Source organism: Shewanella sp. HL-SH4, from assembly GCF_051164845.1.
GTDB classification, from domain to species: domain Bacteria; phylum Pseudomonadota; class Gammaproteobacteria; order Enterobacterales; family Shewanellaceae; genus Shewanella; species Shewanella glacialimarina.
Genome location: NZ_CP195037.1, coordinates 4,009,503 through 4,035,374 on the forward strand (window position 1 = coordinate 4,009,503; position 25,872 = coordinate 4,035,374).

Annotated in this window: 26 protein-coding genes; 11 read left to right on the forward strand and 15 right to left on the reverse strand. The window is 41.0% G+C overall.

Annotated elements, in window-relative coordinates; all coding sequences use genetic code 11:
• Positions 1 to 8: 8 nt before the first annotated feature.
• The 8 genes from ACRWQL_RS18555 to ACRWQL_RS18590 all read left to right on the forward strand — a co-directional run bounded on the left by ACRWQL_RS18555 (position 9) and on the right by ACRWQL_RS18590 (position 9,171).
• Complete coding sequence (locus ACRWQL_RS18555) at positions 9 to 716, forward strand: succinate dehydrogenase iron-sulfur subunit (protein WP_226415291.1); 708 nt, start codon at positions 9 to 11, stop codon at positions 714 to 716.
• 222 nt (positions 717 to 938) lie between these two features.
• Positions 939 to 3,761 carry a 2-oxoglutarate dehydrogenase E1 component gene (sucA, locus tag ACRWQL_RS18560; protein ID WP_434951521.1) on the forward strand — a complete coding sequence of 941 codons (2,823 nt, stop codon included), beginning with the start codon at positions 939 to 941 and terminating at the stop codon, positions 3,759 to 3,761.
• Between the two features lie 28 nt (positions 3,762 to 3,789).
• Complete coding sequence (gene odhB / locus ACRWQL_RS18565; protein WP_434926407.1) at positions 3,790 to 4,989, forward strand: 2-oxoglutarate dehydrogenase complex dihydrolipoyllysine-residue succinyltransferase; 1,200 nt, start codon at positions 3,790 to 3,792, stop codon at positions 4,987 to 4,989.
• A 76-nt stretch (positions 4,990 to 5,065) separates the two neighbouring features.
• A complete protein-coding gene (sucC, locus tag ACRWQL_RS18570; RefSeq protein WP_226415298.1) occupies positions 5,066 to 6,232 on the forward strand; it encodes an ADP-forming succinate--CoA ligase subunit beta in 1,167 nt (388 codons plus the stop codon).
• On the forward strand, positions 6,232 to 7,104 hold the full coding sequence (gene sucD / locus ACRWQL_RS18575) for a succinate--CoA ligase subunit alpha (RefSeq protein ID WP_434926406.1): 873 nt from the start codon (positions 6,232 to 6,234) through the stop codon (positions 7,102 to 7,104). The genes sucC and sucD overlap by 1 nt, the downstream gene beginning before the upstream one ends.
• Before the next feature lie 106 nt (positions 7,105 to 7,210).
• The gene (locus ACRWQL_RS18580) at positions 7,211 to 8,137 is read left to right on the forward strand and encodes an AEC family transporter (RefSeq protein WP_434926405.1); all 927 of its coding nucleotides are present in this window, start codon (positions 7,211 to 7,213) and stop codon (positions 8,135 to 8,137) included.
• 123 nt (positions 8,138 to 8,260) lie between these two features.
• Entirely contained in the window at positions 8,261 to 8,458 is a 198-nt protein-coding gene (locus tag ACRWQL_RS18585) for a hypothetical protein (RefSeq protein ID WP_434951523.1), read from the forward strand.
• A gap of 308 nt (positions 8,459 to 8,766) precedes the next feature.
• Entirely contained in the window at positions 8,767 to 9,171 is a 405-nt protein-coding gene (locus ACRWQL_RS18590) for an NUDIX hydrolase (RefSeq protein ID WP_434951525.1), read from the forward strand.
• Between the two features lie 103 nt (positions 9,172 to 9,274).
• On the opposite strand, the gene ACRWQL_RS18595 is transcribed toward ACRWQL_RS18590, so the two are convergent.
• The 4 genes from ACRWQL_RS18595 to ACRWQL_RS18610 are packed head-to-tail and all read right to left on the reverse strand — an operon-like array spanning position 9,275 to position 11,551.
• Complete coding sequence (locus ACRWQL_RS18595) at positions 9,275 to 9,676, reverse strand: CBS domain-containing protein (RefSeq protein WP_434951527.1); 402 nt, start codon at positions 9,674 to 9,676, stop codon at positions 9,275 to 9,277.
• Positions 9,673 to 10,023, reverse strand: a complete 351-nt coding sequence (locus ACRWQL_RS18600; protein ID WP_434926403.1) for a P-II family nitrogen regulator — start codon at positions 10,021 to 10,023, stop codon at positions 9,673 to 9,675. Before ACRWQL_RS18600 ends, ACRWQL_RS18595 begins: the two co-directional genes overlap by 4 nt.
• Complete coding sequence (locus ACRWQL_RS18605; RefSeq protein WP_434926402.1) at positions 10,013 to 10,807, reverse strand: DUF1538 domain-containing protein; 795 nt, start codon at positions 10,805 to 10,807, stop codon at positions 10,013 to 10,015. The genes ACRWQL_RS18600 and ACRWQL_RS18605 overlap by 11 nt, the downstream gene beginning before the upstream one ends.
• A gap of 9 nt (positions 10,808 to 10,816) precedes the next feature.
• Positions 10,817 to 11,551: a DUF1538 family protein gene (locus tag ACRWQL_RS18610; RefSeq protein WP_434931714.1), complete on the reverse strand. Its 735-nt coding sequence runs from the start codon at positions 11,549 to 11,551 to the stop codon at positions 10,817 to 10,819.
• A gap of 239 nt (positions 11,552 to 11,790) precedes the next feature.
• Here ACRWQL_RS18610 and ACRWQL_RS18615 point away from each other — a divergent pair, with 239 nt between their 5' ends.
• Together ACRWQL_RS18615 and ACRWQL_RS18620 are read left to right on the forward strand one after the other, a co-directional pair.
• Positions 11,791 to 12,222, forward strand: a complete 432-nt coding sequence (locus ACRWQL_RS18615) for a PliI family lysozyme inhibitor of I-type lysozyme (RefSeq protein WP_434938039.1) — start codon at positions 11,791 to 11,793, stop codon at positions 12,220 to 12,222.
• Positions 12,215 to 13,384, forward strand: coding sequence for a lipid-transfer protein (locus tag ACRWQL_RS18620; protein ID WP_434951529.1), 1,170 nt, complete (start codon positions 12,215 to 12,217; stop codon positions 13,382 to 13,384). The genes ACRWQL_RS18615 and ACRWQL_RS18620 overlap by 8 nt, the downstream gene beginning before the upstream one ends.
• Before the next feature lie 148 nt (positions 13,385 to 13,532).
• Here the strand turns inward: ACRWQL_RS18620 and ACRWQL_RS18625 are convergent, their stop codons facing one another.
• The 5 genes from ACRWQL_RS18625 to ACRWQL_RS18645 form a co-directional block, all read right to left on the reverse strand.
• Complete coding sequence (locus ACRWQL_RS18625) at positions 13,533 to 13,877, reverse strand: hypothetical protein (protein WP_434938035.1); 345 nt, start codon at positions 13,875 to 13,877, stop codon at positions 13,533 to 13,535.
• 202 nt (positions 13,878 to 14,079) lie between these two features.
• Positions 14,080 to 14,502, reverse strand: coding sequence for a CBS domain-containing protein (locus ACRWQL_RS18630; protein ID WP_434926397.1), 423 nt, complete (start codon positions 14,500 to 14,502; stop codon positions 14,080 to 14,082).
• Positions 14,503 to 14,622: 120 nt separating this feature from the next.
• Complete coding sequence (locus tag ACRWQL_RS18635) at positions 14,623 to 16,356, reverse strand: GNAT family N-acyltransferase (protein ID WP_434938033.1); 1,734 nt, start codon at positions 16,354 to 16,356, stop codon at positions 14,623 to 14,625.
• Positions 16,356 to 17,324 (reverse strand): UDP-2,3-diacylglucosamine diphosphatase, encoded by a 969-nt coding sequence (locus ACRWQL_RS18640; protein ID WP_434951531.1) that lies wholly within the window; start codon positions 17,322 to 17,324, stop codon positions 16,356 to 16,358. Before ACRWQL_RS18640 ends, ACRWQL_RS18635 begins: the two co-directional genes overlap by 1 nt.
• A 214-nt stretch (positions 17,325 to 17,538) precedes the next feature.
• On the reverse strand, positions 17,539 to 18,570 hold the full coding sequence (locus ACRWQL_RS18645; protein ID WP_434938029.1) for a Glu/Leu/Phe/Val dehydrogenase dimerization domain-containing protein: 1,032 nt from the start codon (positions 18,568 to 18,570) through the stop codon (positions 17,539 to 17,541).
• Between the two features lie 392 nt (positions 18,571 to 18,962).
• Here ACRWQL_RS18645 and ACRWQL_RS18650 point away from each other — a divergent pair, with 392 nt between their 5' ends.
• Positions 18,963 to 19,403: a DUF4826 family protein gene (locus tag ACRWQL_RS18650; RefSeq protein ID WP_235084457.1), complete on the forward strand. Its 441-nt coding sequence runs from the start codon at positions 18,963 to 18,965 to the stop codon at positions 19,401 to 19,403.
• 112 nt (positions 19,404 to 19,515) lie between these two features.
• Here the strand turns inward: ACRWQL_RS18650 and ACRWQL_RS18655 are convergent, their stop codons facing one another.
• The 6 genes from ACRWQL_RS18655 to ACRWQL_RS18680 all read right to left on the reverse strand — a co-directional run bounded on the left by ACRWQL_RS18655 (position 19,516) and on the right by ACRWQL_RS18680 (position 25,304).
• Positions 19,516 to 20,652, reverse strand: coding sequence for a JmjC domain-containing protein (locus ACRWQL_RS18655; RefSeq protein WP_434951533.1), 1,137 nt, complete (start codon positions 20,650 to 20,652; stop codon positions 19,516 to 19,518).
• Between the two features lie 105 nt (positions 20,653 to 20,757).
• Positions 20,758 to 22,128 (reverse strand): adenylosuccinate lyase, encoded by a 1,371-nt coding sequence (purB, locus tag ACRWQL_RS18660; protein ID WP_226415337.1) that lies wholly within the window; start codon positions 22,126 to 22,128, stop codon positions 20,758 to 20,760.
• Between the two features lie 47 nt (positions 22,129 to 22,175).
• Positions 22,176 to 22,796: a high frequency lysogenization protein HflD gene (gene hflD / locus ACRWQL_RS18665; protein WP_434951535.1), complete on the reverse strand. Its 621-nt coding sequence runs from the start codon at positions 22,794 to 22,796 to the stop codon at positions 22,176 to 22,178.
• A gap of 12 nt (positions 22,797 to 22,808) precedes the next feature.
• A complete protein-coding gene (mnmA, locus tag ACRWQL_RS18670; protein ID WP_434951537.1) occupies positions 22,809 to 23,924 on the reverse strand; it encodes a tRNA 2-thiouridine(34) synthase MnmA in 1,116 nt (371 codons plus the stop codon).
• A gap of 152 nt (positions 23,925 to 24,076) precedes the next feature.
• Positions 24,077 to 24,535 (reverse strand): NUDIX hydrolase, encoded by a 459-nt coding sequence (locus tag ACRWQL_RS18675; protein WP_434951539.1) that lies wholly within the window; start codon positions 24,533 to 24,535, stop codon positions 24,077 to 24,079.
• Between the two features lie 67 nt (positions 24,536 to 24,602).
• Entirely contained in the window at positions 24,603 to 25,304 is a 702-nt protein-coding gene (locus ACRWQL_RS18680; protein ID WP_434951541.1) for an rRNA large subunit pseudouridine synthase E, read from the reverse strand.
• Positions 25,305 to 25,872 lie beyond the last annotated feature (568 nt).

Genomic DNA, 25,872 nt, shown 5'->3' on the forward strand with positions numbered 1-25,872 from the left:
TTGCAAAGATGAAATTAACATTTGCATTGTATCGTTATAATTCTGATGTAGATACCAAGCCTTATATGAAGGACTACACCTTAGAAGTGCCTGATGGCTCTGATATGATGGTGTTAGATGCATTAATTAAGCTGAAAGAACAAGACCCAACAATTGCGTTTCGTCGTTCATGCCGTGAAGGTGTGTGTGGTTCTGACGGTGTTAACATGAATGGTAAAAACGGCTTAGCGTGTATTACGCCAATTTCGACCTTTAAAGGGAAGAAAATTGTAGTTCGTCCTTTACCAGGCATGCCAGTTGTGCGAGATTTGGTCGTTGATCTAACTCAGTTCTATAAGCAATACGAAAAAATTAAGCCTTATCTTATCAATGATGAAAAGGCCCCAGCGCGTGAGCATTTACAATCACCTGAAGAGCGCGAGCATTTAGATGGTTTATACGAATGTATCATGTGTGCATGTTGTTCTACGGCTTGTCCTTCTTTCTGGTGGAATCCAGATAAGTTTATCGGACCAAGTGGTTTATTACATGCGTATCGTTTCTTAATTGACAGCCGTGATACCGCTACTGAAGAGCGTTTATCTGAGCTTGACGATGCTTACAGTGTGTTCCGTTGTCACGGAATTATGAACTGTGTTGATGTTTGTCCTAAAGGACTAAACCCAACTAAAGCGATTGGTCATATCAAGTCAATGTTATTGAAACGAGCTGTTTAATGAACACAGAAGAGCCTTTAAATACGTTTAATTAGCTCTTTATGAGAGTCATCTTCATATTGGAGATGGCTCTTTTGTGTGTTTACGGATTACCTTTGTCATTAATTTGTTAGATCCGTTATTTAGTACAAGTCTTTGGCAGAGATAGAAGTTAAGCATGACGATTGTGTTAATTGTTATGCATTATGGCTAGCACGTGTATCAAGTTTGAAAGGAATAACAATGCACCAAGGCATCATGAAAGCCTGGCTCGAGTCGTCTCACTTAAGTGGTTCGAATGCGACCTATGTAGAAGAGATGTATGAAGCCTATCAAGAAAATCCGCAATCAGTTTCCGCTGATTGGCAGGTCGTTTTTGATAATCTCCCACCTGTTAATGGTAGTTCTGTTGAAGTACCAGAGGTTTCCCACTCTAAAGTTCGTGACTATTTCCGTAGTTTAGCCTTAGAAAGCCGTGCGAAAGGGGCTGCTCGTGTCAGTGACCCAGAGTTAGATGCAAAGCAGGTTAAAGTACTGCAATTAATTAACGCTCATCGTTTCCGTGGTCATCAAAATGCTAACCTAGATCCATTAGGTATGTGGAAGCGTGACGTGGTTCAAGAGTTAGATCCTGCTTACCACGGCTTAACCGCTGAAGATATGCAGCGTGAGTTCAACACGGGTTCATTCGCATTAGGCGGTGAGACCATGAAACTTGCGGATATTATTTTTGCCCTTAAGAGCAGCTACTGTGGCTCGATTGGTGCGGAATATATGCATATCACTGATACCGACGAAAAACGTTGGATCCAGCAACGTCTAGAGCCAACCTTAGGTAAGGCTAATTACGACAATGCGGTTAAAAAACGTATTCTTGAAGGCCTAAATGCTGCTGAAGGTATTGAAAAATACTTAGGTGCAAAATTCCCAGGCGCTAAACGTTTCTCTTTAGAAGGTGGTGATGCGCTTGTTCCAATGATGCGCGAAATCATTTACCGTGCCGGTGAAGCGGGAACTAAAGAAATCGTCGTAGGTATGGCTCACCGTGGTCGTTTAAACTTACTCATTAACGTGCTCGGTAAACGTCCTAGTGAATTATTTGACGAGTTTGCTGGCAAGCATGCCGACACGCATGGTTCAGGTGACGTTAAATATCACCAAGGTTTCTCATCAGATTTTGAAACGCCAGGTGGCAATGTTCACCTAGCGTTAGCTTTTAATCCATCACACCTTGAGATCGTTAACCCAGTGGTTATCGGTTCAGTACGCGCTCGTCAAGATCGTCGCGGCTGTAAAGATGGCTTACAAGTTATGCCTATTACCATTCATGGTGACTCAGCTATTACTGGGCAGGGCATCGTACAAGAGACATTTAACATGTCTCAAACCCGTGGTTTTACAGTGGGTGGTAGTATCCGCATCGTGGTAAATAACCAGGTTGGTTTTACCACATCTAACCATGCAGATGTCCGGTCAACAGAATACTGTACTGATATTGCTAAAATGGTTCAGGCACCGATTTTCCACGTTAACTCAGATGATCCTGAAGCGGTTGCGTTTATTTCGCAGCTTGCGGTGGATTACCGTAATGAGTTTAAGCGTGATGTGGTGATTGATTTAGTTTGTTATCGTCGTCATGGTCATAACGAAGCTGATGAACCTAGTGCAACACAGCCGTTGATGTACGCAAAAATTAAAAAACACCCAACGCCGCGTAAAATTTATGCTGACAAGTTAATTGCTGAAAACAGCATTGCTGCTGATGAAGTAACAGGCTTAATTAATCATTACCGTGATGCGCTTGATGCCGGTGACTGTGTGGTCAAAGAGTGGCGTCCAATGACGTTACATACCGTTGACTGGACACCTTATCTGAATCGCGAATGGGATGAAGATTACGCAGGTTCTATGTCAATGGAACGTCTACAAAACTTAGCTAATAAGTTAGTCGATATTCCTGAAAATCATACGCTGCAATCACGAGTTGCCAAAATTTGTGCAGACCGCCTATCAATGGCCAAAGGTGAGAAGTTGCTCGACTGGGGTTTCGCAGAAACTTTAGCCTATGCTTCTATCCTTGAAGATAAAAAACGTGTGCGTATTACTGGCCAAGACTCTGGCCGTGGTACTTTCTTCCATCGTCATGCTGTATTACATAATCAAAAAGACGGTACAACCTATTTACCTTTGCGTAATGTGGCAGAAGAGCAAGCACCGATTGATATTACTGACTCAGTATTGTCTGAAGCGTCTGTATTAGCATTTGAATACGGCTATGCCACAGCAGAACCAGGTGGATTAACCATTTGGGAAGCACAGTTTGGTGACTTTGTTAACTGTGCTCAAGTGGTGATTGACCAATTCTTATCGTCTGGTGAACAAAAGTGGGGCCGTTTATGTGGCTTAACAATGTTATTACCACACGGTTATGAAGGCCAGGGGCCTGAGCATTCCAGTGCTCGTTTAGAACGTTTCTTACAGTTATGTGCTAACCATAATATGCAGGTATGTGTTCCATCAACACCGGCGCAGGTTTATCACATGCTACGTCGCCAAGTTGTGCGCCCAATGCGTCGTCCACTTGTGGTGATGTCACCAAAATCTTTGCTACGTCACCCATTAGCTGTGTCTAGCCTAGAAGAGCTTGCTGAAGGTACTTTCCAAAACATCATTGGCGAGATTGATACTTTAGAGGCAAGTAAAGTTGACCGAGTTGTGTTTTGTAGCGGTAAGGTGTATTTCGAGTTACTTGAAAAACGTCGTAAAGAAAATATCACTAACATAGCCATTATTCGTGTTGAGCAGCTGTATCCTTTCCCTGATGTGGAAATGCGTGCGGCATTAGAAAAATATCAACATGTTACTGATTTTGTTTGGTGTCAGGAAGAGCCTCAAAACCAAGGTGCGTGGTACTGTAGTCAGCATCACTTCTGGGCTAACATTCCTGCAGGCGCTCAATTAACGTATGCTGGTCGTGAAGCGTCAGCTGCACCAGCGTGTGGTTATCCAGGGTTGCATGTACATCAGCAAGAATCATTAGTTAATAGCGCATTAAAACTGTCGTAAAGATAATTTATATAAAGGGAAGCTTTCCATGAGTATCGAAATTAAGGTACCCGTATTACCAGAGTCTGTTGCTGATGCAACTATTGCTACTTGGCATGTTAAGCCTGGTGAACAGGTGTCTCGCGATCAAAACTTAGTTGATATCGAGACCGACAAAGTTGTTCTAGAAGTTGTTGCACCAGAAGACGGTTCAATTTCTGAATTATTATTCGAAGAAGGCGACACCGTTTTAGGTGAGCAAGTTATTGCAAGATTTATTGCAGGTGCCGTGTCTGGACAAGAAGTGACTAAAGCTGAGGCGACTGCGCCTGCTGCTGAAGCTGCATCAGAGCCAAGTTCTGACGAATCAAACGATGCATTAAGCCCATCAGTGCGTCGTTTAATTGCTGAGCATAATCTTGATGCTGCAAAAATTAAAGGTACAGGTGTTGGCGGACGTATCACTAAAGAAGATGTTGAAGCGTTCGCTAAATCAGCACCAGCGGCAAAATCGGCTGCAGTGGCTGCACCAGTTGCACCGTTAGAAGGTCGTAGCGAGAAACGTGTTCCTATGACTCGTTTGCGTAAAACGATTGCAAAACGTTTGTTAGAAGCTAAAAACTCTACCGCGATGTTAACTACGTTTAACGAAGTTAACATGAAGCCAATCATGGATATCCGTAAGCAATATCAAGATATTTTTGAAAAGCGTCACGGTATTCGTTTAGGCTTTATGTCTTTCTACATCAAAGCGGTAACTGAAGCGCTAAAACGTTTCCCTGAAGTTAACGCTTCTATAGATGGCGATGATATTATTTATCACAACTATTTTGATATCAGCATTGCAGTATCAACTCCTCGTGGCCTGGTAACACCAGTGTTACGTGACACCGATACCATGAACTTAGCTGAAATCGAGAAAGCGGTTCGTGAACTCGCAATCAAAGGACGTGACGGTAAGTTGTCTGTTGCTGACATGACCGGCGGTAACTTCACCGTAACTAACGGTGGTGTTTTTGGTTCGCTGATGTCCACCCCTATTTTGAACCTGCCACAAAGCGCAATCTTAGGCATGCATGCTATTAAAGATCGCCCAATGGCAGTCAATGGTCAGGTTGAAATCCTACCAATGATGTACCTAGCACTCTCTTACGATCATCGTATTGTTGATGGTCGTGAGTCAGTTGGCTTCTTAGTTGCTATTAAAGACTTCTTAGAAGATCCAACTCGTCTGCTGCTTGATTTATAAGTAGTTAGATAAACCCCTCGTCGCTGGCTCATATTGAGCCAGTTGGATTTGATTAGAAGTATATGGATAGATCATCATGAATTTGCATGAGTATCAGGCAAAATCTTTATTTGCCGAATATGGTTTACCAGTCTCTGAAGGCTTTGCATGTGATACTGCTCAAGAAGCAGTAGAAGCAGCTGGCCACATTGGCGGAAACTTATGGGTTGTTAAGTGTCAAGTACACGCAGGCGGCCGTGGTAAAGCAGGTGGCGTTAAAGTTACCGGTAATAAAGACGAAATCAGAGCATTCGCTGAAAACTGGTTAGGTAAGAACTTAGTAACGTACCAGACTGACGCTAAAGGTCAGCCAGTTGCTAAAATTCTAGTTGAAAGCTGTACTGACATCGCCAACGAATTGTACCTAGGTGCAGTAGTTGACCGTAGCACGCGTCGCGTTGTGTTCATGGCGTCGACTGAAGGTGGTGTTGATATTGAAACTGTGGCTGAACATACGCCAGAGCTTATCCACACAGCTATCATTGATCCGTTAACAGGTCCTCAAGCTTTCCAAGCTCGTGATCTTGGCTTCAAGTTAGGTTTAAACCCAACTCAAATGAAGCAGTTCACTAAGATCTTTATGGGTCTTGCGAACATGTTCAACGACCATGATTTTGCGTTATTAGAAATCAACCCACTTGTTATCACCACTGAAGGCAATCTTCACTGTTTAGATGGCAAAATTGGTATTGATGGCAACGCATTATATCGTCAGCCAAAAATCAAAGCGATGCACGACCCATCACAAGATGATGCTCGTGAAGCGCACGCTGCTAAATTTGAATTAAACTATGTTGCTTTAGACGGTAACGTAGGTTGTATGGTTAACGGTGCCGGCCTAGCGATGGGTACAATGGACATCGTAAACCTACACGGTGGCAAGCCAGCTAACTTCTTAGACGTTGGCGGTGGAGCAACTAAAGAACGTGTTGCTGAAGCATTTAAAATCATTCTTTCTGACAGCAATGTTAAAGCAGTATTAGTTAACATCTTTGGCGGTATCGTACGTTGCGATATGATCGCTGAAGGTATTATCGGTGCAGTTAAAGAAGTTGGCGTTAAAGTGCCAGTGGTTGTACGTCTTGAAGGTACTAACGCCGAATTAGGTCGTGAAGTATTGGCTAAGTCTGGTCTTGATATCATCGCGGCAACAAGTCTAACTGACGCGGCTGAGCAAGTTGTTAAAGCTGCGGAGGGCAAATAATGTCTGTTTTAATTAACAAAGATACCAAGGTAATCTGTCAAGGTTTCACTGGTGGTCAGGGTACTTTCCACTCTGAACAGGCGATTGCTTATGGCACGCAAATGGTTGGTGGTGTTTCTCCTGGTAAAGGTGGTCAAACTCACCTAGGTCTTCCAGTGTTCAACACTGTTAAAGATGCGGTAGCTCAAACAGGTGCTACTGCAACTGTTATCTACGTACCAGCTCCATTTTGTAAAGACGCTATCCTTGAAGCTATCGATGCTGGCATTGAGCTGATCGTTTGTATCACTGAAGGCATCCCAACACTTGATATGTTACAAGTGAAAGTGAAGCTAGAAGAAACTGGCACACGCATGATCGGTCCTAACTGTCCAGGTGTTATCACTCCTGGTGAATGTAAGATTGGTATTATGCCTGGTCACATCCACTTACCTGGAAAAGTGGGTATTGTTTCTCGCTCTGGTACATTAACGTACGAAGCGGTTAAGCAAACTACTGATGAAGGTTTCGGCCAATCTACTTGTGTAGGTATCGGTGGCGACCCAATTCCTGGTACTAACTTCATCGACGTATTGGAAATGTTCCAAAACGATCCACAGACTGAAGCGATTGTAATGATCGGTGAAATCGGTGGTAATGCTGAAGAAGAAGCGGCTGCTTATATCAAAGCACACGTAACTAAGCCTGTTGTATCTTACATTGCTGGTGTTACTGCACCAGAAGGTAAACGCATGGGCCATGCTGGCGCAATTATCGCTGGCGGTAAAGGTACAGCTGAAGACAAGTTTGCTGCTTTAGAAGCTGCAGGCGTAACTACTGTTCGCTCTTTAGCTGACATTGGTAAAGCTTTACGTACTCGTACTGGTTGGTAATTCGTTACCCACTCGTTTAAAAGGCGCTTAGGCGCCTTTTTTGTTTTTAATTTTGACCATTATTGATGTTCTTTAAATCAATAAGCATAGGTTTGAGATAGCTGTTATGTCGATTTTTGGGATCATTTTTCCGTTAATATTTATGGTAACTTTGGGTTATCTACTGACACGTTTTGATTTTTTCACTAAAGAGCATATAAGCGGCATTAGTAAATTTACCTTTTATGTCAGTATTCCTGCCTTTTTGTTTATCAATATGCTGGCAGCACCTTTGTCTGAAAGTATCGACATCTATGCATTATTATCTTTCTATATTCCCGTACTGATCATTTTCGCTTTGGGTTATCGTATTAATCGCCGCTTTAATCCGGTTCAATTTAGAAGCCGAGACGCCAGTGCTGTTTTTGCCTTAGGCTCAAGCTACTCCAATACCGTACTAGTTGGTTTGCCGATAATTATTGCCGCATTAGGTCAGGCGATGATAGGGCAAGTATTTATGATTATTACATTTCATAGCGCTTGTTTGTTTGCGTTAACTTTTATTCTGGCAGCAAGAGCACACGAACAGGGTTTCTCTTGGAGAAAATTTACTCGTTCTATGGTGTTAAACCCGGTTGTGATGAGTATTAGTTTAGGGATTGCAGCCAACGCTGTTGGTCTCAATTTAGGCACACATTTACAGGAAAGCCTTACGTTACTTTCAAAACCAGCCTTAGCGTGTGCTTTATTTGTACTTGGTGCTAATTTAAGTTTTTATAAAATAGGCGACAGTTGGCGGTTAGCGTTATTGGCGAGTGGGTTAAAAATTCTGTTGCTTCCAGCACTTGTTTACCTGATGTCGGTGATGGTGTTTAATTTAGAAAGCCAAAAAACGACCATGCTTGTGTTGCTCAGCGCTTCACCTTTAGGGGTTAATGCCTACTTAATTGCCACTGAACTTAAACAACATGAGTCGACTTTAGGCAGTACGGTAGTGCTATCGACATTGCTCTCGGTATTCAGCTTTAGCTTGTGGTTATTTTTTTTGTTATAAATTTTAACGTTTTTTTGTTAACCGTTATTTGGCTTGTATGGGGTGTAAGTGCTGTATATATTGCTGATATATAATATAAAGTTAGATTAAGATTGTTATTTTTTATAAGACAAGGAATGAGTCATGCAATTAATAAACACCTATGAAACATATTTTAAGACCAATTTATTGCTTAAATTATTGGTGCTTATACTCGTGAATATAAGTTTTGCCATTCAAGCAAATGAATTTGTTTCGGGCAGGGATTATGTTGAATTAGAGAGCCCGCTAAGTGTTGAAAAAGAAGTCAGAGAATATTTTTCTTTTTATGCTAATCAATAATGTGTTTAATGATCAAATATTCAGCTAGTTCAACGTTAATTTGATGCTAATTAGTCATTTATTAGCAGCTCATTAAGCGCTAGAACTGTGCTTATTTAGTATTCGCTAGGTTCTTTGAACTCGATGTATGACTGCGACTTATCCTCAACTTAAGGTAAGGCACTTTTATACATCGAATTTTTTATAGTGTAGCGCTATAAAATCATCATTGAATGGCAGATAACGGCTGTTACAGCCGTTTTATGCTTAGAGCGTGTATTGATAAGATTTTATCAATCGATTGGTGCAAATATTAAAAGGGAATGCAGATGGCGTTTAATGATATGTTTCGGCTGAGTGCCCATGCGGTAATAACCAATCATGAAGGGCAGGTATTACAACTTAAAGCGACCTATGGCGCTAAACATTGGGGCTTGCCTGGTGGCGCGTTAGAATTAGGTGAAACCATACATCAAGCAGTTATACGTGAGTGTTTAGAAGAGTTAGGTTGCGATATTGAAATCGACTACCTTTCAGGCGTTTATTATCACGGTGCTTATCAATCACAGGTGTTTATTTTTAAATGTAGTATTATGGATGTAACCATGATTGCATTGAGTTCAGAACACAGCGAGTGCCAATATTTTGATATTGCTGATCTATCTACGGTGCAGCAAATTCGGGTCAAAGCTTGCTTAGATTTTTCTGGGAAAGTTGATAGCAAAGTTTTCTAAAAGTAGTGCTATCAACTGGTGAAACAATGCGTCTGCTAATAAACTCAGACTTTGACAATCTTTATGAATCCAGACGCATATAACAATTGATGTTCCGACCCATTTACTTGTCAATCATGCCTTTTAATACAATATCGTCATAGGTTACAAATCCTTTGATGTCGTTGTCTTCTAATACGGGTGCTTTGTTAATGCCAAAACGCTCAAATAATCTGGCGGTATAGCGCACATCCATATCAGCTGAAACAGAAAACACCGGTTTAATCATAATTTCATATACATTGGTGCGATCCGGTGACTTGTCTTTGGCCAAAACTTTTCGCGCAATATCACTCATCAAAACCAGGCCATACTCGTCGTGTTCAGTGCGTTTATTAACCACTAACACTTTGACATTATTGGCTACAGCGGTGGCAATTGCTTCTGACACTGTAATTGTGCCATCTACCATGGCATAGTCTTGATTTAACACATCACGGTTTCTTACAGGGGGTTTAACGTTCATATTTGGTCCTCAATCTCTTTAGTCAGCTGTTGTACTTGATGCGCCACACCCACGGCGTCTTCAACATCTATTTGAATGGCTATTCCGCGGCCTTTATTGGTATCAAATTTGCCCACTCTAGAAATTGTCTCCAAAATATGACGTGACATGTGCTCTTCAACTAACCAGAAAATAACATCACGCTGTACATCTAAGCCTAAGCCCATAAAGGTTTTTTTCTTTACCAGACCTTCACCTCTTGCATGATTAATTACCGTTGCCCCAGTTGCGCCAGCTTCACGGGCGGCATCTAAAATTTCATCGGTACAGTCGTCATCCACAAAGGCGACAATTAATTTAAAGCGCATCTGTATGCTCCTCTTGCTGCTCAGCGGCAGCTTTACGTTTAGAGATGTATTCGACTATTTGGGCATAGGCCATCACGGAAATAATCGGAAATAAACTGGCAAAAGCGATCAGACCAAAGCCATCAATTAAAGGGTTACGGCCTTCCACGTTAGTGGCTAAACCTAAGCCTAATGCGGCAACGAGAGGCACGGTAACGGTTGAGGTAGTGACTCCGCCAGAGTCATAGGCCAATGGAATAATCATTTTAGGGGCGTAAAAAGTTTGAATGACCACTATGATGTAACCGCCCATGATGTAGTAATGAATGGGGTCGCCAACTACGATACGAAAACAGCCTAATGCAATACCAAAGGCAACACCAATAGCAACCGATATACGCAGGCCTTGGATGCCAACAGTACCACCGGATACTTCATTGGCTTTAATTGCTACTGCAATCAGTGAGGGCTCTGCAATTGTGGTACTAAAACCTATTGCAGCTGCAAATACGTATACCCATAAATAATCTTGCCAAATAAACGGTGTGGGCGCGCCGTCAGGATGCAAAAATTCTGCTGTGGTGAGCTGATTGGCCATGCTTTCGCCTATAGGGAATAACGCCATCTCTAATCCGACTAAGAAAAAAGTCAAGCCCACAATGACATAAATGAAACCCAAGGCCACTTTACGCCAGTTAGGAATAGGGCGTTTTAGTACGCCTAATTGAAAGCCAAATAAGATAACCGCAATGGGGACCACATCTCTGGCTGTCAGTAATAAGGTTTCCAATAGCTGATAAAACATGTTGGCTCCTTATAGAAAGACCATGCCGTAAAGCATGACAAAAATCATTGGCGTTAAGCTAGCAAAGGCAATTAAACCAAAGCCATCCAGCATAGGATTTCTGCCTTTAATAACGGTGGCTAACCCTACGCCTAAAGCCGTCACTAATGGAACGGTTATGGTCGATGTAGTGACACCTCCAGAGTCGTAGGCAATACCAATAATACTTGCTGGGGCAAAAAAGGTCAGTATCATCACGATGGAGTAACCGCCGATGATCATGTAATGGATAGGCCAGCCTTTTAAAATACGAATAACACCGAGTAAAATGGCCAAACCAACGGATATTGCTACAGTTAAGCGCAAGCCCATAGCATAGTCATTTAAAGCAGCTTCATTGTTAGTTATGGCACCTGCTTCTGCGGCAACTTTAGCGGCTTCATTGGCTACGGCTGTCAATGCAGGCTCTGCCAGTGTGGTACCAAATCCCAGAGAAAAAGAGAAAATAACTAGCCAAAACAGACTGCCTTTTCTGGCTAAGGCTTCTGCTAAAGATTCACCGATAGGGAATAAGCCCATTTCTAGGCCAAAAACGAAGAATGTTAAACCTAGTACAATAAATACTAGCCCAATAAGAATTGAACCTAATTGATCGGGTGCTTGTTTTAGAATAAAAATTTCAAAAAAAACCACAACGACAATAATGGGAACTAAGTCTTTAAAACTACTGAACATAGAGGTTAATAGTTTGAGCAGTGCTGACATCCATCCTCCATTAAAATCAACAATCTAGCCAATTCGTTAGCTTATGTAATCAGTGTGCCTTAGATGTTAGAAATAACAACAATATGGTTACAATAGTTACCGTTTTTTTGATGTAAATCAAAAAAGAGTCAATTGATGTGAGCTAGGTGGAATAGATTAACGATTAACATTTTTTCAATACAGCGTATTATCATTACATTGCTACATTTTTAGATATGCACTATTTGGAGATATGCACTATGTTGAAGTTATTGGGTATTTTTAGTCTTTTTGTTGTGTTAGTTTTTAAATTATTTTATGCAAATGCCAATGAGTCCTTCATTAATCCTACTGGGAATTTGCTGCAATCGCGTTCTGCTGACAGCTATTTTCAGGTGTTCAGTTTAACTAAAGGCATGTCTCTAATCGTTGAGGAAGGACGATTAGAGCCTCGTTCTATTGGCAGTATTAGCGTTAAGTTATATCGCAATTTCGATGTAGGTGACTTTGCCGCGGGTATCACTTTTCCCCGTGATGGCACTATATCTAAAGTCTCGATTTCAAATGATGCCGAGGAGGAACAGCAGGTAACCATTACGACTGTTACCGCAGGCAGTGGACGCTATCGGTTGGAGCAAAAAGTATGCATTATCAATGCCACACTAAAGATGTGTGGAGTCAGCCATGAGTAACATTGTTATTGCTGGCGTAGGTATGACGCCTTTTTGTAAGCCAGGACAGCATCAGCCTTATCGTGTGATGGCAGCCAATGCAATTAAGTTAGCTTTGGCCGATGCCGGTATTAATGCTAAGCAAATACAACAGGCATTTGGTGCATATATTTATGGTGATAGTACCTGCGCGCAACATGCTTTTTATGACGTTATTCAAAGCGGGATACCTATAATTAATGTCAATAATAATTGTTCTAGTGGTTCAACAGCTTTGTACTTAGCTAGGCAGGCTGTGATGTCTGGTGAAGTTGAGTGCGTATTAGCCTTTGGGTTTGAAGAAATGCAGCCAGGTGCCCTAGGGTCAAATTGGCAAGACAGAGAAAGCCCATTTACTCGAATAGCACCGGTGTTAAGTCAGTTTAATGCACCCGATGGTCCAATCGCCTTACGGGCTTTTGGTGCAGCGGGTCGACATTACATGGATAAATATAATGTCACTGCTGAATTATTTGCCAAGGTTGCAGTAAAGTCCCGTCGCCATGCGATGAACAACCCTTATGCTTTATTGAAAATGCCATTATGTGCGGAGCAAGTATTGGCTGATAAGGTGATTTACGATGACTATTTAACTCGCCTTATGGCGTGTCCTCCCACTTGTGGTGCGGCAGCTGTCATTGTATGCAGTGATAAATTTGCTCAACAGCATGGTATAAGCTCCAAGGTTAAAATTCTTGCTCAAGCTATGGCAACCGATACCCAAGATTCTTGGCAAGATCCTATTAATGCAGTAGGCCAGAGCATGACTCAAATGGCGGCGCAAAAAGTGTATAACGCCGCAGGTATATCGCCACAGGATGTAAATGTGATTGAGCTACATGACTGCTTTACGCCTAATGAAGTTATCACCTATGAAGCTTTGGGGTTATGTGCAGAGGGTGAAGCTGAAAAGTTTATTAAGCAAGGAAACAATACCTATGGTGGTCAGTTTGTTATTGGCCCTTCAGGTGGCTTAATGTCTAAAGGTCATCCTATTGGTGCGACAGGATTAGCGCAATGCGCTGAACTTGTGTGGCATTTACGCGATCAAGCAGGTGCTCGTCAGGTGCAAGGTGCTCGCTTAGCATTACAACATAATGTGGGTTTAGGTGGTGCTGTTGTGATGACCTTGTATGGCCACTAGTCAATTTTTATAATAGGATAATCACGACTTTAAAATCGTTATCTATCGCTGTTATCAGCGAGTATTGGTTTCAATGTAATAAGGTTAGTGCAATATAGGTCTTTAAATATTTGCATGTTTCCTACGTTTGAATAAGCATTGAGTGACTTTAAGCAAGAATGTAAATGACGAGTAACGAGAGCAGTAGAGTCATTAAGCTTGCTTCTATTAGTCGCTGACTTTGCTGTAATTGTTTTTTCCCTTGCCTAAGTACTGTGACTAATCTGCGTTGATTATAGATCCTGCAGGTTAGTAAGTCAGTTTGAGGATCGACCAATAATTTACATTGATATTTATGACCGTCTTTCAATAAGATATCGTGGCAACTTAAAATGCCGAAATTGAATTTTTTCGACACGACTTTACCATTCAATATCACCTTTTCTAGTCCACACCAATCGCTGGCTTGCAGCTCAAAATTGTCTTGGTTTAAAAGATAATTAAACTTGATCATAGCATCACTCCTGTTTTGCTTTAACTGTTGCGGCTAGTACTAAGCTAAGCAGAGTAATATGACATTTTCCAGTGTCAAAATATGAAGGTTTAAAGAAAACAGGCTAATTGATTGGTGGCTAAATGAATTTTTATTTTCACTATATTTTCTTGCCTAAATGGCGGTTATACACTTATTTACGTTTGCGATGATAAGCCAAACGTTACTCCGACTCACTGTAACTTTTAAGCAAATCTTTCCAAGTAATAATGCCAACTAATGTACCATGATCCAAAACAGGTAAACTGCCTATGCCATGTTTAAGAATAATCTCACAAGCATGTTTGATTGATGTGCTAGGTGAGACTGTCATCGGGTTGTGGGTCATTACTTGGTGGACGCGCTTATTGAGCGTTTCAGTGTCGCGGATAAGTTCTGCAGCTGTGCCTAGGTTAGGACTGAGAGCTTTTAGAAAGTCTCGATGAGATAAAATACCTTGCAGTTTGTCATTTTCATCAATGGCTAATAAATGGTGAAAGCTGACATTGTCGAAAATGTTTTTTGCAACAGATAGCCTATCATCCATCGAAACGGTAACAATACGTGTTGTCATAATGTCGCGAACTAATATCATTGCTGCAGGCATATTTATCTCCTATAACACGGCGAATAATATAGGCGTAAGCCGTATTATTTATGTATATCAGATAAACTATAGTACAACAATGAGTTAGCTACATAATCTTAATCAGAAAAAAGCTAAACGCTATCTCGTTAAGCCAAGATATTTTTGTGCTTTAATCGGTTTGAGCTGATGAACATCAACCAACACTAGGCCATCAATACAATCACCAAACTCAGCATCAATGCCAAAGTCGATGAATTGCACGCCCTGATCTTCACACAATTCACCATATTGTTTAAATAAAGTCGGTACTGAAACACCCATATTAGCTAATGTCCTTTTCAGAATTTTAAAATTGTCAGCGTATGTCTCACCATTGAATTGACGACATAATTGGTGTGACCGTTCATCGGTAAACTGGTAACTGTTAAATGAGGTTGCGAGTATAGATTGGGTTGGAAATTGATTTTTATAAAAATAAATAAGTAATTCTTTAGCGGGCTCTGGATAGTTGTTACTAATCGAAACAGGGCCGAATAAGTAACGATATTGAGGGTTTTTGAGTAGAAATGCGCCAATCCCCTGCCATAAATATTCAAGACTTCTTCTGCCCCAATATTTAGGTTGCACAAAGCTTCGACCTAACTCTAAGCCTTGCTCAAAATAAAGGCTAAAATCTGGCTGATATTGAAATAGGGTTTGGCTATATAGTCCTGTGGTAGATATTTCACTATGAATACGCTTTGCACTTGCAAAACGATAAGCACCGACGATTTCTAAATCATCTTTATCCCATAATACAAGGTGCCAATAGTCATTATCATATTTGTCGGTATCTCTGCGTTTACCCGTGCCTTCACCTACAGCTCTAAAGGCTATTTCGCGTAATCTGCCGATTTCACGCATGATGGCACTGCTGGCATCATGCTGATAAAGATAGATGATTTTATTGTCTGATGTGAGTCCAAGTTGTTCACATTGTTGTAATTCATGTTGTAAAGTGGTGCGCGATTCTGGGTGAGCGATGGCATTTTGAGTACTAAACAGCGGTGGCCTATTTTTACCTATACGGTAGAGATGGTTTTTTAGTAGCTTAACCTGAGTTTTTAACGGAAAGTCATTATTAGACACGGTTTCTTTCGCAATCAGTTTGCCAATACGAACTGGCATCACTTGATTGATTTGGCGAAACATTTCCTTAACAAGTAACAGTGTTGCTAATGGCTTATAAATCATTGATGCGCCATAAAAGGTTGCTGAATTTTTCGCATCAACAAACATAGGTAACAATGGTGCATTACAGGCTTTGGCCATTTTAACAAATCCACTTTGCCATAATAAATCAGTTACCCCGCTTGGGCGTAATCGAGACACTTCACCCGATGGAAAGATTAATAATGCACCTTCACGTTTTAGATGTTGATGGATATTATCTAAATTTTGCTTCGGGGTACCGCCAGTCATGTTTCTGACGGGTAATAAAATTGAGTGCAGTGGTTTAATAGCCATTAATAACTCATTGGCGACCACTTTAATATCTGGGCGGACTTTGCTGATTAACTTGATTAATGCAAGGGCGTCAAGTGAGCCGATAGGGTGGTTAGCATAAATCACCACTCGGCCGTCAATTGGAATGTTTTCTATTTCATTATTAGGTACGCTGTAACTAAAATTAAAGCTAGCCAGTACCTGTTCAACAAAGTCTACCCCAGTTAAATGCTTATACTGCATCGCAATATCATTGCATTGCTGCTCATGCAAAAGGTAACGTAACATGGTTTTGGTCGGTCTAGATAACCAAGGGAATTTAGCCAGTTGAGGCAAGTTCTTGTCAACCATTTGATCGACAGTAAACATCATTTCTGCTGACTTCATTATGCTACCTTCTTATTAGGGTGTTTTTGGGATGAAGCGGTATGAAGCGGTAAGGGGTCAGTGGTGCCAATATTGTCGATAATTTGCGGTGTTTTAGTCAGTTCATTCCATTTTAATAATTGAAAGTCACCGGAGAGGGTTTCCGCGATTAAGGTACAGTTTTCAACCCAATCACCGTCGTTAGCATAGATAATCCTATGCTTACCCTTATGGTGAATAGAGAGCTCGGGCTGATGAATATGGCCACAAATGACCATATCGACTTGTTGTTTTAAGGCAAATCGTAGCACTGCATCTTTAAAACTATTAATGGCTTGTTGGGCTTTGTTTACTCTGAGTTTTATATAGCTGGCAAGTGACCAATAAGGGTAGCCAAGTTGGCTGCGTATACTATGAAGGTGTCGATTTAGCCATAACAAAACATCGTATAAATGATCACCTAATTTGGCGTAGGTGCGGCTGACACACACTTCAGAGTCAAATTGATCCCCATGTAACATCAGGCAGCGTTTGCCCAGAATAGATTGATGAATATAACTTGGTGCGATTGTGATACCACGAAAATGACTATCTACGTATGGTTTGAACATATCATCGTGATTACCTGGGATATAAAATACTTGGGTGCCATTTTGGGCTAATGACAGTATTTTGGTTAATACGGCTTGATGGCTATCTGGCCAGTAGACCCGTTTTTTTAATGCCCAAATATCGATGATGTCACCGACTAAATACAGGTATTGGCATGGGTGATTATTTAAAAAATCTAATAAAAAATCAGCTTTGCAGTCAATACTGCCTAAATGAACATCCGACAGCCAAACGGCATAAAATGACTGTTGCTCGGATGATGACTCCTCTTCGCTATCATTTTCTTGATGAAGGTGTTTAGTCGATATATGAGATGGGAATACAGAGTGAGCAGATGCTTGCGAGACTTGTTTAAATAACGCACTGATTTTATCCATTCGCTTAATCTCTACAAATAGTATTGCATTAAGATAATGAAAGCTTACTGGGGATTATTGACTAATTCGTGACGGATATATTGCATTTAGGTGAAGCTTACAAATTGCTACTGAGTTAATTGACTTGAACAAGTAACAAAAAGGGAAGCCTATGCTTCCCTTTTTTGATCCTGCTTGGGTAATGAATATGTAACAATCATTACTTTGAACTGATTTAACGGCCTGCATTAATAATGGCACGAGCCATTTCATCGGCGACTGAACCTGTTGTGCGGTTTTCAGCATCTGCGCGAGTAAACACAGTTAATAATGTTTGATAAATTTGCTCAACCTTAGCGGTTGCAGCTGCTTTATCATAGTTATTTTCAAAAGAGACATTAATAATACCACCGGCATTAATCACATAATCAGGTGCGTATAAAATACCCATTTCTTTGAGCTTTTCACCGTGACGCACTTCAGCTAGTTGATTGTTGGCACAACCTGCGACAATAGTGGCTTTTAATAAAGGTAATGTAATGTCATTTAACGTTGCCCCTAAGGCACAAGGTGCATACACATCAACATCTTGGTTGTAGATATCCTGCGGCTCTACTAGGGTAGCACCAAACTCGGTTGCGACACGGTCAAGAGACGCTTGATGAATATCAGTAACAATGAGTTTTGCACCGGCTTCATGTAAATGTTTACACAAATAGTATCCGACATGGCCAACACCTTGAACTGACACTTTAATACCTTCTAAGCTATCAATTCCACGTTGGTGTTTAATGGCCGCTTTAATGCCTAAATAGGTACCTAGAGCTGTTAACGGCGAAGGATCACCTGACTTGCCTTCAAGTCCTGCTACATAAGGGGTTTCACGGTTGGCTATCATCATATCTGATGTGGATACGCCAACATCTTCCGCAGAGTAGTATTTTCCGCCTAAACTATTAACAAAACGACCAAAAGCGAGGAACAGTTTTTCACGGTCTGTGGTTTTAGGATCCGCAATGATAACGGCTTTACCTCCACCCATAGTTAAACCAGCAAGGGCATTTTTATATGTCATCCCTCTAGAAAGACGCAAGACGTCTGTCAATGCTTCATCATCAGATTGATAATTCCACATTCTACAACCACCCACAGCGGGGCCTTTGTTGGTATTGTGCACCGCAATAATGGCTTTTAAGCCACTTTCTTTATCATGACAAAACACCACTTGTTCGTGCTCATCAAACGAGACATGATTAAATACCGCCACGTAAATTCTCCACTTGCTTTGGGTCGTGTGTTAGTTTTCCAACACTTAATTATTAGCATATTTGACAATACTTGAACACAGGAATAGACAAGAGTAAAAGTAACAATTCAGCAAGGGTAGATTGAGCTACACCAATGGCTTAGTACTACTTTGGTATGGTCTAAGGTCAAAATATCAAATATGTACCAAATTCGTTATTTGGTATTGCAGCAAGATAGCATTTAGCGATACTCTCAACAAAGCCTGATGTCGTAAATTTTGAAATTAAGCTGGCAATTTTGCTTGCCACTTTACGTAAACGTAAAGTATTTTAGGATGTGTGTTAAATTAAGTGTCGTTGGTGCTTGAATTATGACCGACGAATGCGTGATAACAATAAGATAGGAAGTGTTATGACTGATGAAGTAGTTGAGCAGGTTGCAACACCCGCTGTAGATCAAGAAGCATTAAGACAAGATTGGGTAAAAACACAATTTCAAAAAGCCAATCGTTTTTTAGCTGAAAAAGGTGTGCTGCCAAATAAAGTGTATGCAGAAGAAAGTCGTTACCTTGCACCTTATTTAGCGATTTGGAAGATGGATTCTAAACAACCGACTAAACAAACCTTTTGGGTGATGTCTGGTGATTTACCTACAGATTATGTCGATGTGAAAGTGGCTAAAACAGCTCGTGAAGCAATGCGTCACTTTTCAATGATGTGGCAACTTAAAGCTGAAAATTTACATAAATCTGGTGCAACGCGTGATCAGACCCAGCTTAAATTTGCTAATTTATTGGTAACTCGTGCAGAAAGTCTATACAGAATGCATGAAGATGAAAAGCTTTGGTCTTAAGCTCTGAACGTAAGCTCTGATCGTAAATTTTAGTAACATATGTTGACTGGGTTTATAGATTAAAAAAGGCACATTGAGTGCCTTTTTTATTTTATTCAAATGAGTTTAAACATTACTCAGCTAGGTAATACAGACCCTGATTTATCAGCTCAACTAATAGTTCTGCAATCGCTAAATTGTCGAACATTGTTGCAGCAAGTTCATTGTCTAAATTCACAGTATTAGCAAAGCTGACAAGTTCTGCTTCGGTAACATTTTCAAGTGCAAACACTTCACCATTAATAAACAAGCGGCTAATATTATCATTTTCTAAACGTAATACTTTTAAGCCGCCAATGCGCAATATGCTGGCGCCATCTTCAATGACTTGTTGTAATTCTTCTAAATCAAGCGGCTCTTCACCTTCACAAATATCAAGCTCAAAACGATTTTGACTTAATAGCTTACCTAACATAGTTTGATATTTTTCAGGTTGGGTAGCCAGCTCAGCTAATAGCTGCATAATCCCTTGTTGTTGTTCTTGACTCACTATTCCTGGTTCTAGGGCTTCTGAGTCTGAGGTGAAACGCTGGTGGCCACTGTTGTTATCAATCAGTGAATCCGCTAGCTGAGTTAGCAACTCTTGTTGGCTTGGTGCCCTGAAACCTATTGAATAGCTTATTGCTAAAGATAAGGTTTCACCGCAATGTGGGTATCCAGGTGGGATATATAACACATCACCTTTTTTCAATACCACGTCGATAATCGGCTCAAAATCTTCTACTAATGGCGAGTTTTCGTCACCACCTCGACGTTTATGATCGCCTTTATTACCCACTTTCCAGCGACGTTCACCTTCACCTTGAATAATAAACACATCATAATTATCTATGTGTGGTCCGACTCCGCCTAATGGGGTCGCAAAGGACACCATTAAATCATCAAAACGCCAATCAGGTAAAAAGCGGAAAGCATCAACTAATGGTTGCGAGTCTGGATACCAATGATTAACGGCCTGAACTAACAGTTGCCAGTGGGTCTCACCATAAGCATCATAATCTTCAAATGGACCTTGAATAACGTTCCATTGATTCTGGTTTGCTTCAGTGACCACAATACGTGATGAAATTTCTTCTTCACAAGCAAGACCAGCTAATTCATCTGCGGCAATAGGGTCAACAAAGTCCTCGAAGGCTTGTGTTAATACTACTGGGGTTTGTTGCCAGTGCTTTTTTATGAATGCTTGGGTGTCAAAAGTTAATTGATACATGGTCTTACTCTCTGTTCGGTGTGAAAGCATTATAAAAGAAAAGCGGCAACTCGAATATCGAACTGCCGCTAGATTCAGTGAGGTTAATACACCTCAGCTGACGTCTTATTTTAGTTCGTCAACAAAGGCTTCTGCACGGCCAATGTAATTAGCTGGGGTCATTTTCTTAAGTTCGATTTTTACTTCAGCGGGTAGCTCAAGTCCATCGATAAATACCGCTAATTGTTGTGCATCTATGCGCTTACCGCGGGTTAATTCTTTTAGCTTCTCATATGGCTTTTCAATGCCATAACGACGCATAACGGTTTGCACGGGCTCAGCAAGTACTTCCCAGTTAACATCTAATTCTGCACGAAGATGCGCTTCGTTGACTTCTAGCTTGCTAATGCCTTTTAACGTGGCTTGATATGCAATCAATGAATGTGCAATACCCACACCTAAGTTACGTAATACCGTTGAGTCGGTAAGGTCGCGCTGCCAGCGAGAAACCGGTAATTTGGCCGCTAAGTGTTGCATTAATGCATTGGCGATGCCTAAGTTACCTTCAGAGTTTTCAAAGTCGATAGGGTTAACTTTATGTGGCATGGTTGAAGAACCAATTTCACCAGCAATGGTACGTTGTTTGAAGTGACCTAATGCCACATAGCCCCAAATATCACGATCGAAATCGATTAAAATGGTGTTAAAGCGCGCGATAGCATCAAATAGCTCTGCAATATAATCATGCGGTTCAATTTGAGTGGTGTAAGCATTCCAATGAATACCTAAACTGGTCACAAAACGTTGTGACAATGCATGCCAATCTACTTCTGGGTATGCTGATAGGTGGGCGTTATAGTTACCTACCGCACCATTAATCTTACCCATAATTTCTACGGCTTTAATTTGCTTCAATTGGCGCTCTAAACGGACAACCACGTTAGCCATTTCTTTACCTAAGGTAGAAGGTGAGGCTGGTTGTCCATGGGTACGCGACATTAAAGGCACGGTTTTATTGTCATGGGCTAGTTTTTTAATAGCATCAATAATTTGCTGACACTGAGGAACAAGCACTAATTCACGTGCTTCTTTTAACATTAACCCATGTGACAGGTTGTTGATGTCTTCAGATGTACAAGCAAAGTGAACAAATTCATCTATTGCGACTAATTCAGCATTGTCAGCAATTTGTTCTTTAATGAAGTATTCAACGGCTTTGACATCATGGTTAGTGGTGCTTTCGATAGCTTTAACACGTAATGCATCTTGCTCACTGAAGTTATCTTTGATGCTGTCTAATAAAGCCAGTGCTGTTTCACTGAACGGTGGCACTTCTTCAATGTCAGGACAGCTAGATAACAATTTTAACCAGTTGATCTCAACTTGTACGCGGTACTTAGTAAGACCGAACTCGCTGAAAATCCCTCTTAATGAGGCGGTTTTACTACCATAGCGACCGTCTACCGGCGAGATAGCAGTCAGTGCGGAAAGATCCATTTGAAGCTCCTTGATGAACTTTTATATTGTAGGGTGATTCGAATTATTTATTTTTGCTGGCTGCTGATAGCCATATCAAATATTGCTTTACGAGCAAACACTAAGTGGCGACGTTTGCCGCCTAATTGACGCCACAGTACCGCGCTGCGCATAGCCGATAATAATAGGGAGCGAATTTTATGCTGCACATGTGTTTGCTTTAAAAATGCAGGATTACCCGAAATTTGTAATTTAGGGCCAAGGGCGCTAATCACATCGCTGTAAATACTGGCAAAATTAGCCAATACTTGTTCATCGGTAATCGCAAAATGGTGTAGTTGACGATGCACTTGACTTATACGTTCAGCAAGCATACCTAAGCCGTTAGGTGAGCGAGATAGCTTACGCTCTAATGCCAATACACCAACCAGATAACGCGTCGTTTCAACGTCTTTATTGCTGCCGTCACCTAGTTGGTTTTGAATAAGCTGATAGCCTTTATCCAATAAATCCTTATCAGGATACACATCGGTAATACCATCAGGATTAGTCACCAAAATAGTATTAAGGCTTGCCGCTAGGGCTTGCTCGTCACTCTCACCATGGCGGGCGATATATTGTACTTGCCCGATGGCCTGTAAAATGCCTGCAAAAGCCATAGTGCGTTCATATAATATATTGTCAGTCACTGTGCGGCTTACCTATTCCTTAATTAAATTATCAATGATGCCGCCGCCTAAGCATACTTCACCATCATAAAATACTGCTGATTGCCCAGGTGTAACAGCGGCAACAGGTTCATCAAAAATGACTTCGATAGTGTCATTGTTGATGTGTTTGATTTTGCAGTTAACATCACGTTGACGATAACGAGTTTTTACGCTGATACTGCTTGCATCAGCAGGGCCTTTACGATCTACCCAATCTAACTGATTCACTATCATGCCAACAGACATTAACAATGGATGATGACCACCTTGGCCAACCACAAGCACATTGCGGTCTAAGTCTTTATCAACTACATACCAAGGGTCGTCATTACTGTTTTTTAAGCCGCCGATCCCCAAGCCTTTACGTTGACCTAAAGTGTGGTACATCAAGCCTTGGTGGGTGCCAATAACTTCACCTTCAGCGGTTTCAATGTTACCTGGTAAGGCAGGAAGATAAGTGGCTAAAAAGTCGGTAAATTTACGTTCGCCAATAAAACAAATACCTGTACTGTCTTTTTTGTCATGGGTAATTAAACCCATTTCTTTAGCAATATCACGTACCTGGTGTTTCTCTAGCTCGCCGACAGGGAATAAGCTGCGTGCGACTTGCTCATGGCTAAGCGTGTATAAAAAATAGCTTTGATCTTTATTGCCATCAACACCACGTAGCATTTGGGTAGTACCATCGGCATTGTCACGTCGGCGGACATAATGACCCATAGCGATGTAATCAGCGTCTAAAATTTCATCAGCGAATTCTAAAAACGCTTTGAATTTGATTTCTTTGTTGCACATGATATCGGGGTTAGGTGTACGGCCAGCCTTATACTCGGCTAAAAAGTACTCAAAAACATTATCCCAATATTCAGCGGCAAAGTTGACAGTATGTAATTTAATACCTAGCTTGTCGCAAACCGATTGTGCATCTTTAAGATCATCACTGGCAGCACAATATTCATCGGTGTCATCTTCTTCCCAGTTTTTCATAAATAGACCTTCAACCTCATAGCCTTGCTGCATAAGCAGATAAGCTGAAACTGAAGAGTCCACACCGCCGGACATGCCAACGATGACTTTTTTACCATTAGTGGGTGTGATTGATGTCATAGATCCTATAAACCGTTCAGTGTATCAATGAAACGCCCTTTTAGGGCATTGCAAAAAGGGAAATTGTGTAAATTCTGCGGCGCATATTCTATCACGCATTAGCCTTTGGGGCTATCTTGAAGCTGGTTTTGTGTGTTTCATGTATACCGCGTTCAAAAGTAGTCTGCATTCAGCACATCTAGCGGGTAATGTTGGCCTTGTTGGTCTAAAAAATCATCGATAGATTTAAGCACTAATGGGCTGCGCATTTGCGTCGATTTTGAACTTATTTCATCGCGTGTAAACCAGTGGGTAGCAGTAATTGCGCTGTCTTGTGGAATAGCAGTGACCTGCACAGGTAGCTCGACACAAAAACTAAACCTAACAAATGCGACATCATTGGCGGCGGTAAATTGATAAATGCCGACTAACCCAGATGGGGTGATATTAAGGCCTGTTTCTTCCAGTACTTCACGTTTGCAGGCGGCTATAATGGTCTCGTTAGCTTCTAGATGCCCAGCAGGCTGGTTATAACGTATTTGTCCATCAATCCATTCTTCAACCAATAAAAACTTACCGCTACAATGAATGACAGTAGCCACGGTGGTGTTAGGTTTATATCGCGGGCTCATAAATTTCTCTTAAATTGATCATGATTGTAATAGTAATAAGCCTAGTTTATACGCCGCTTTATTGCCGTTATGTACTGCTTGCTGGCAGTACCGAAAATTCACCACTTTGAAGATCATCCAAACACCATTGACCTATTTTATAACGGATTAATCTAAGAGTCGGGTAACCTATATGTGCCGTCATTCGCCTTACCTGGCGATTTTTTCCTTCGCATATTTGAATTTCTAACCAGCTGGTCGGGATCGCTTTGCGCTCTCTTACTGGAGGTGTGCGTGGCCAAACATCAGGTGCAGGCATTAAACGTACCTTTGCAGGTAAGGTCTTACCGTCTTTTAATTCAACGCCTAATTGAAGCGCGGTTATCGCATCTTGGGTAGGCTCGCCTTCAACTTGTACCCAATAGGTTTTAAATGTTTTTTGGTTTGGCTGGGTAATTTTTGCCTGTAATTGGCCATCATTAGTGAGTAGTAATAATCCTTCACTGTCTCTATCTAAGCGTCCCGCGGCATAAACATCGGCTATGGGGATAAAATCTTTTAAGGTCTGCCTGCCCGCTTCGTCAGTAAACTGGCATAGCACATCAAAGGGTTTATTAAACAACACAATGACTGGGTTTGACGGCCTTGGCTTTACTTTACCCGAGTGAGGTGAAGTAGGAGATGGTTTTTTATATATTTGTTTTTTATCAGCAAAAAAATTTGAAGCAGCTTTAGATGCTTTACTGTTGAGCGGTTTTTTAGTCGATTTTTTATTTGCGGGAATCGCCATAATGGGAACTGAAAGCCTTTGTGTGTTTATGCAATTGTCTCAATTTAGCCAAAGTAAAGTCGGCTATTGAAAACCAAGGGTTAACTTAAGTTTAATCAGCATTAAAACAGTAAAATAAAATGAACAGAAACAAGTTTACTGCTTATTCGCCATAAGTGGAATTTGAATATTATTCAGAATGCTCTATGATGTTGGCCTGAAAATTGTGATCTGCACCTAATTTTTTTAAAAAATGGGTTTACTGTACCAGTGACAATTGATCTTTCGATATGATTTTTGACGATGAAAGCTCAACGGTTGCTATGAAGCAAGTAACTGATTTTTCATTGCTTGGTATCTAAAGCAATGCAGCAAGTACTAATAATAATAAAAAATGGGATTGGGGATTTCACCAGCGTTGGAACAAATAACACAGGTTAGCGATGCACATTTAATGGGTACTCACTAATAGGGTGTATTGGCTCAACTTCATTTCATCAATGTATACAGATTATGCTTGCATGATGACATAAGCGTGAAATCGACTTTATATCCGCACCAAAATATTCTAATAAATTATTAATTTACA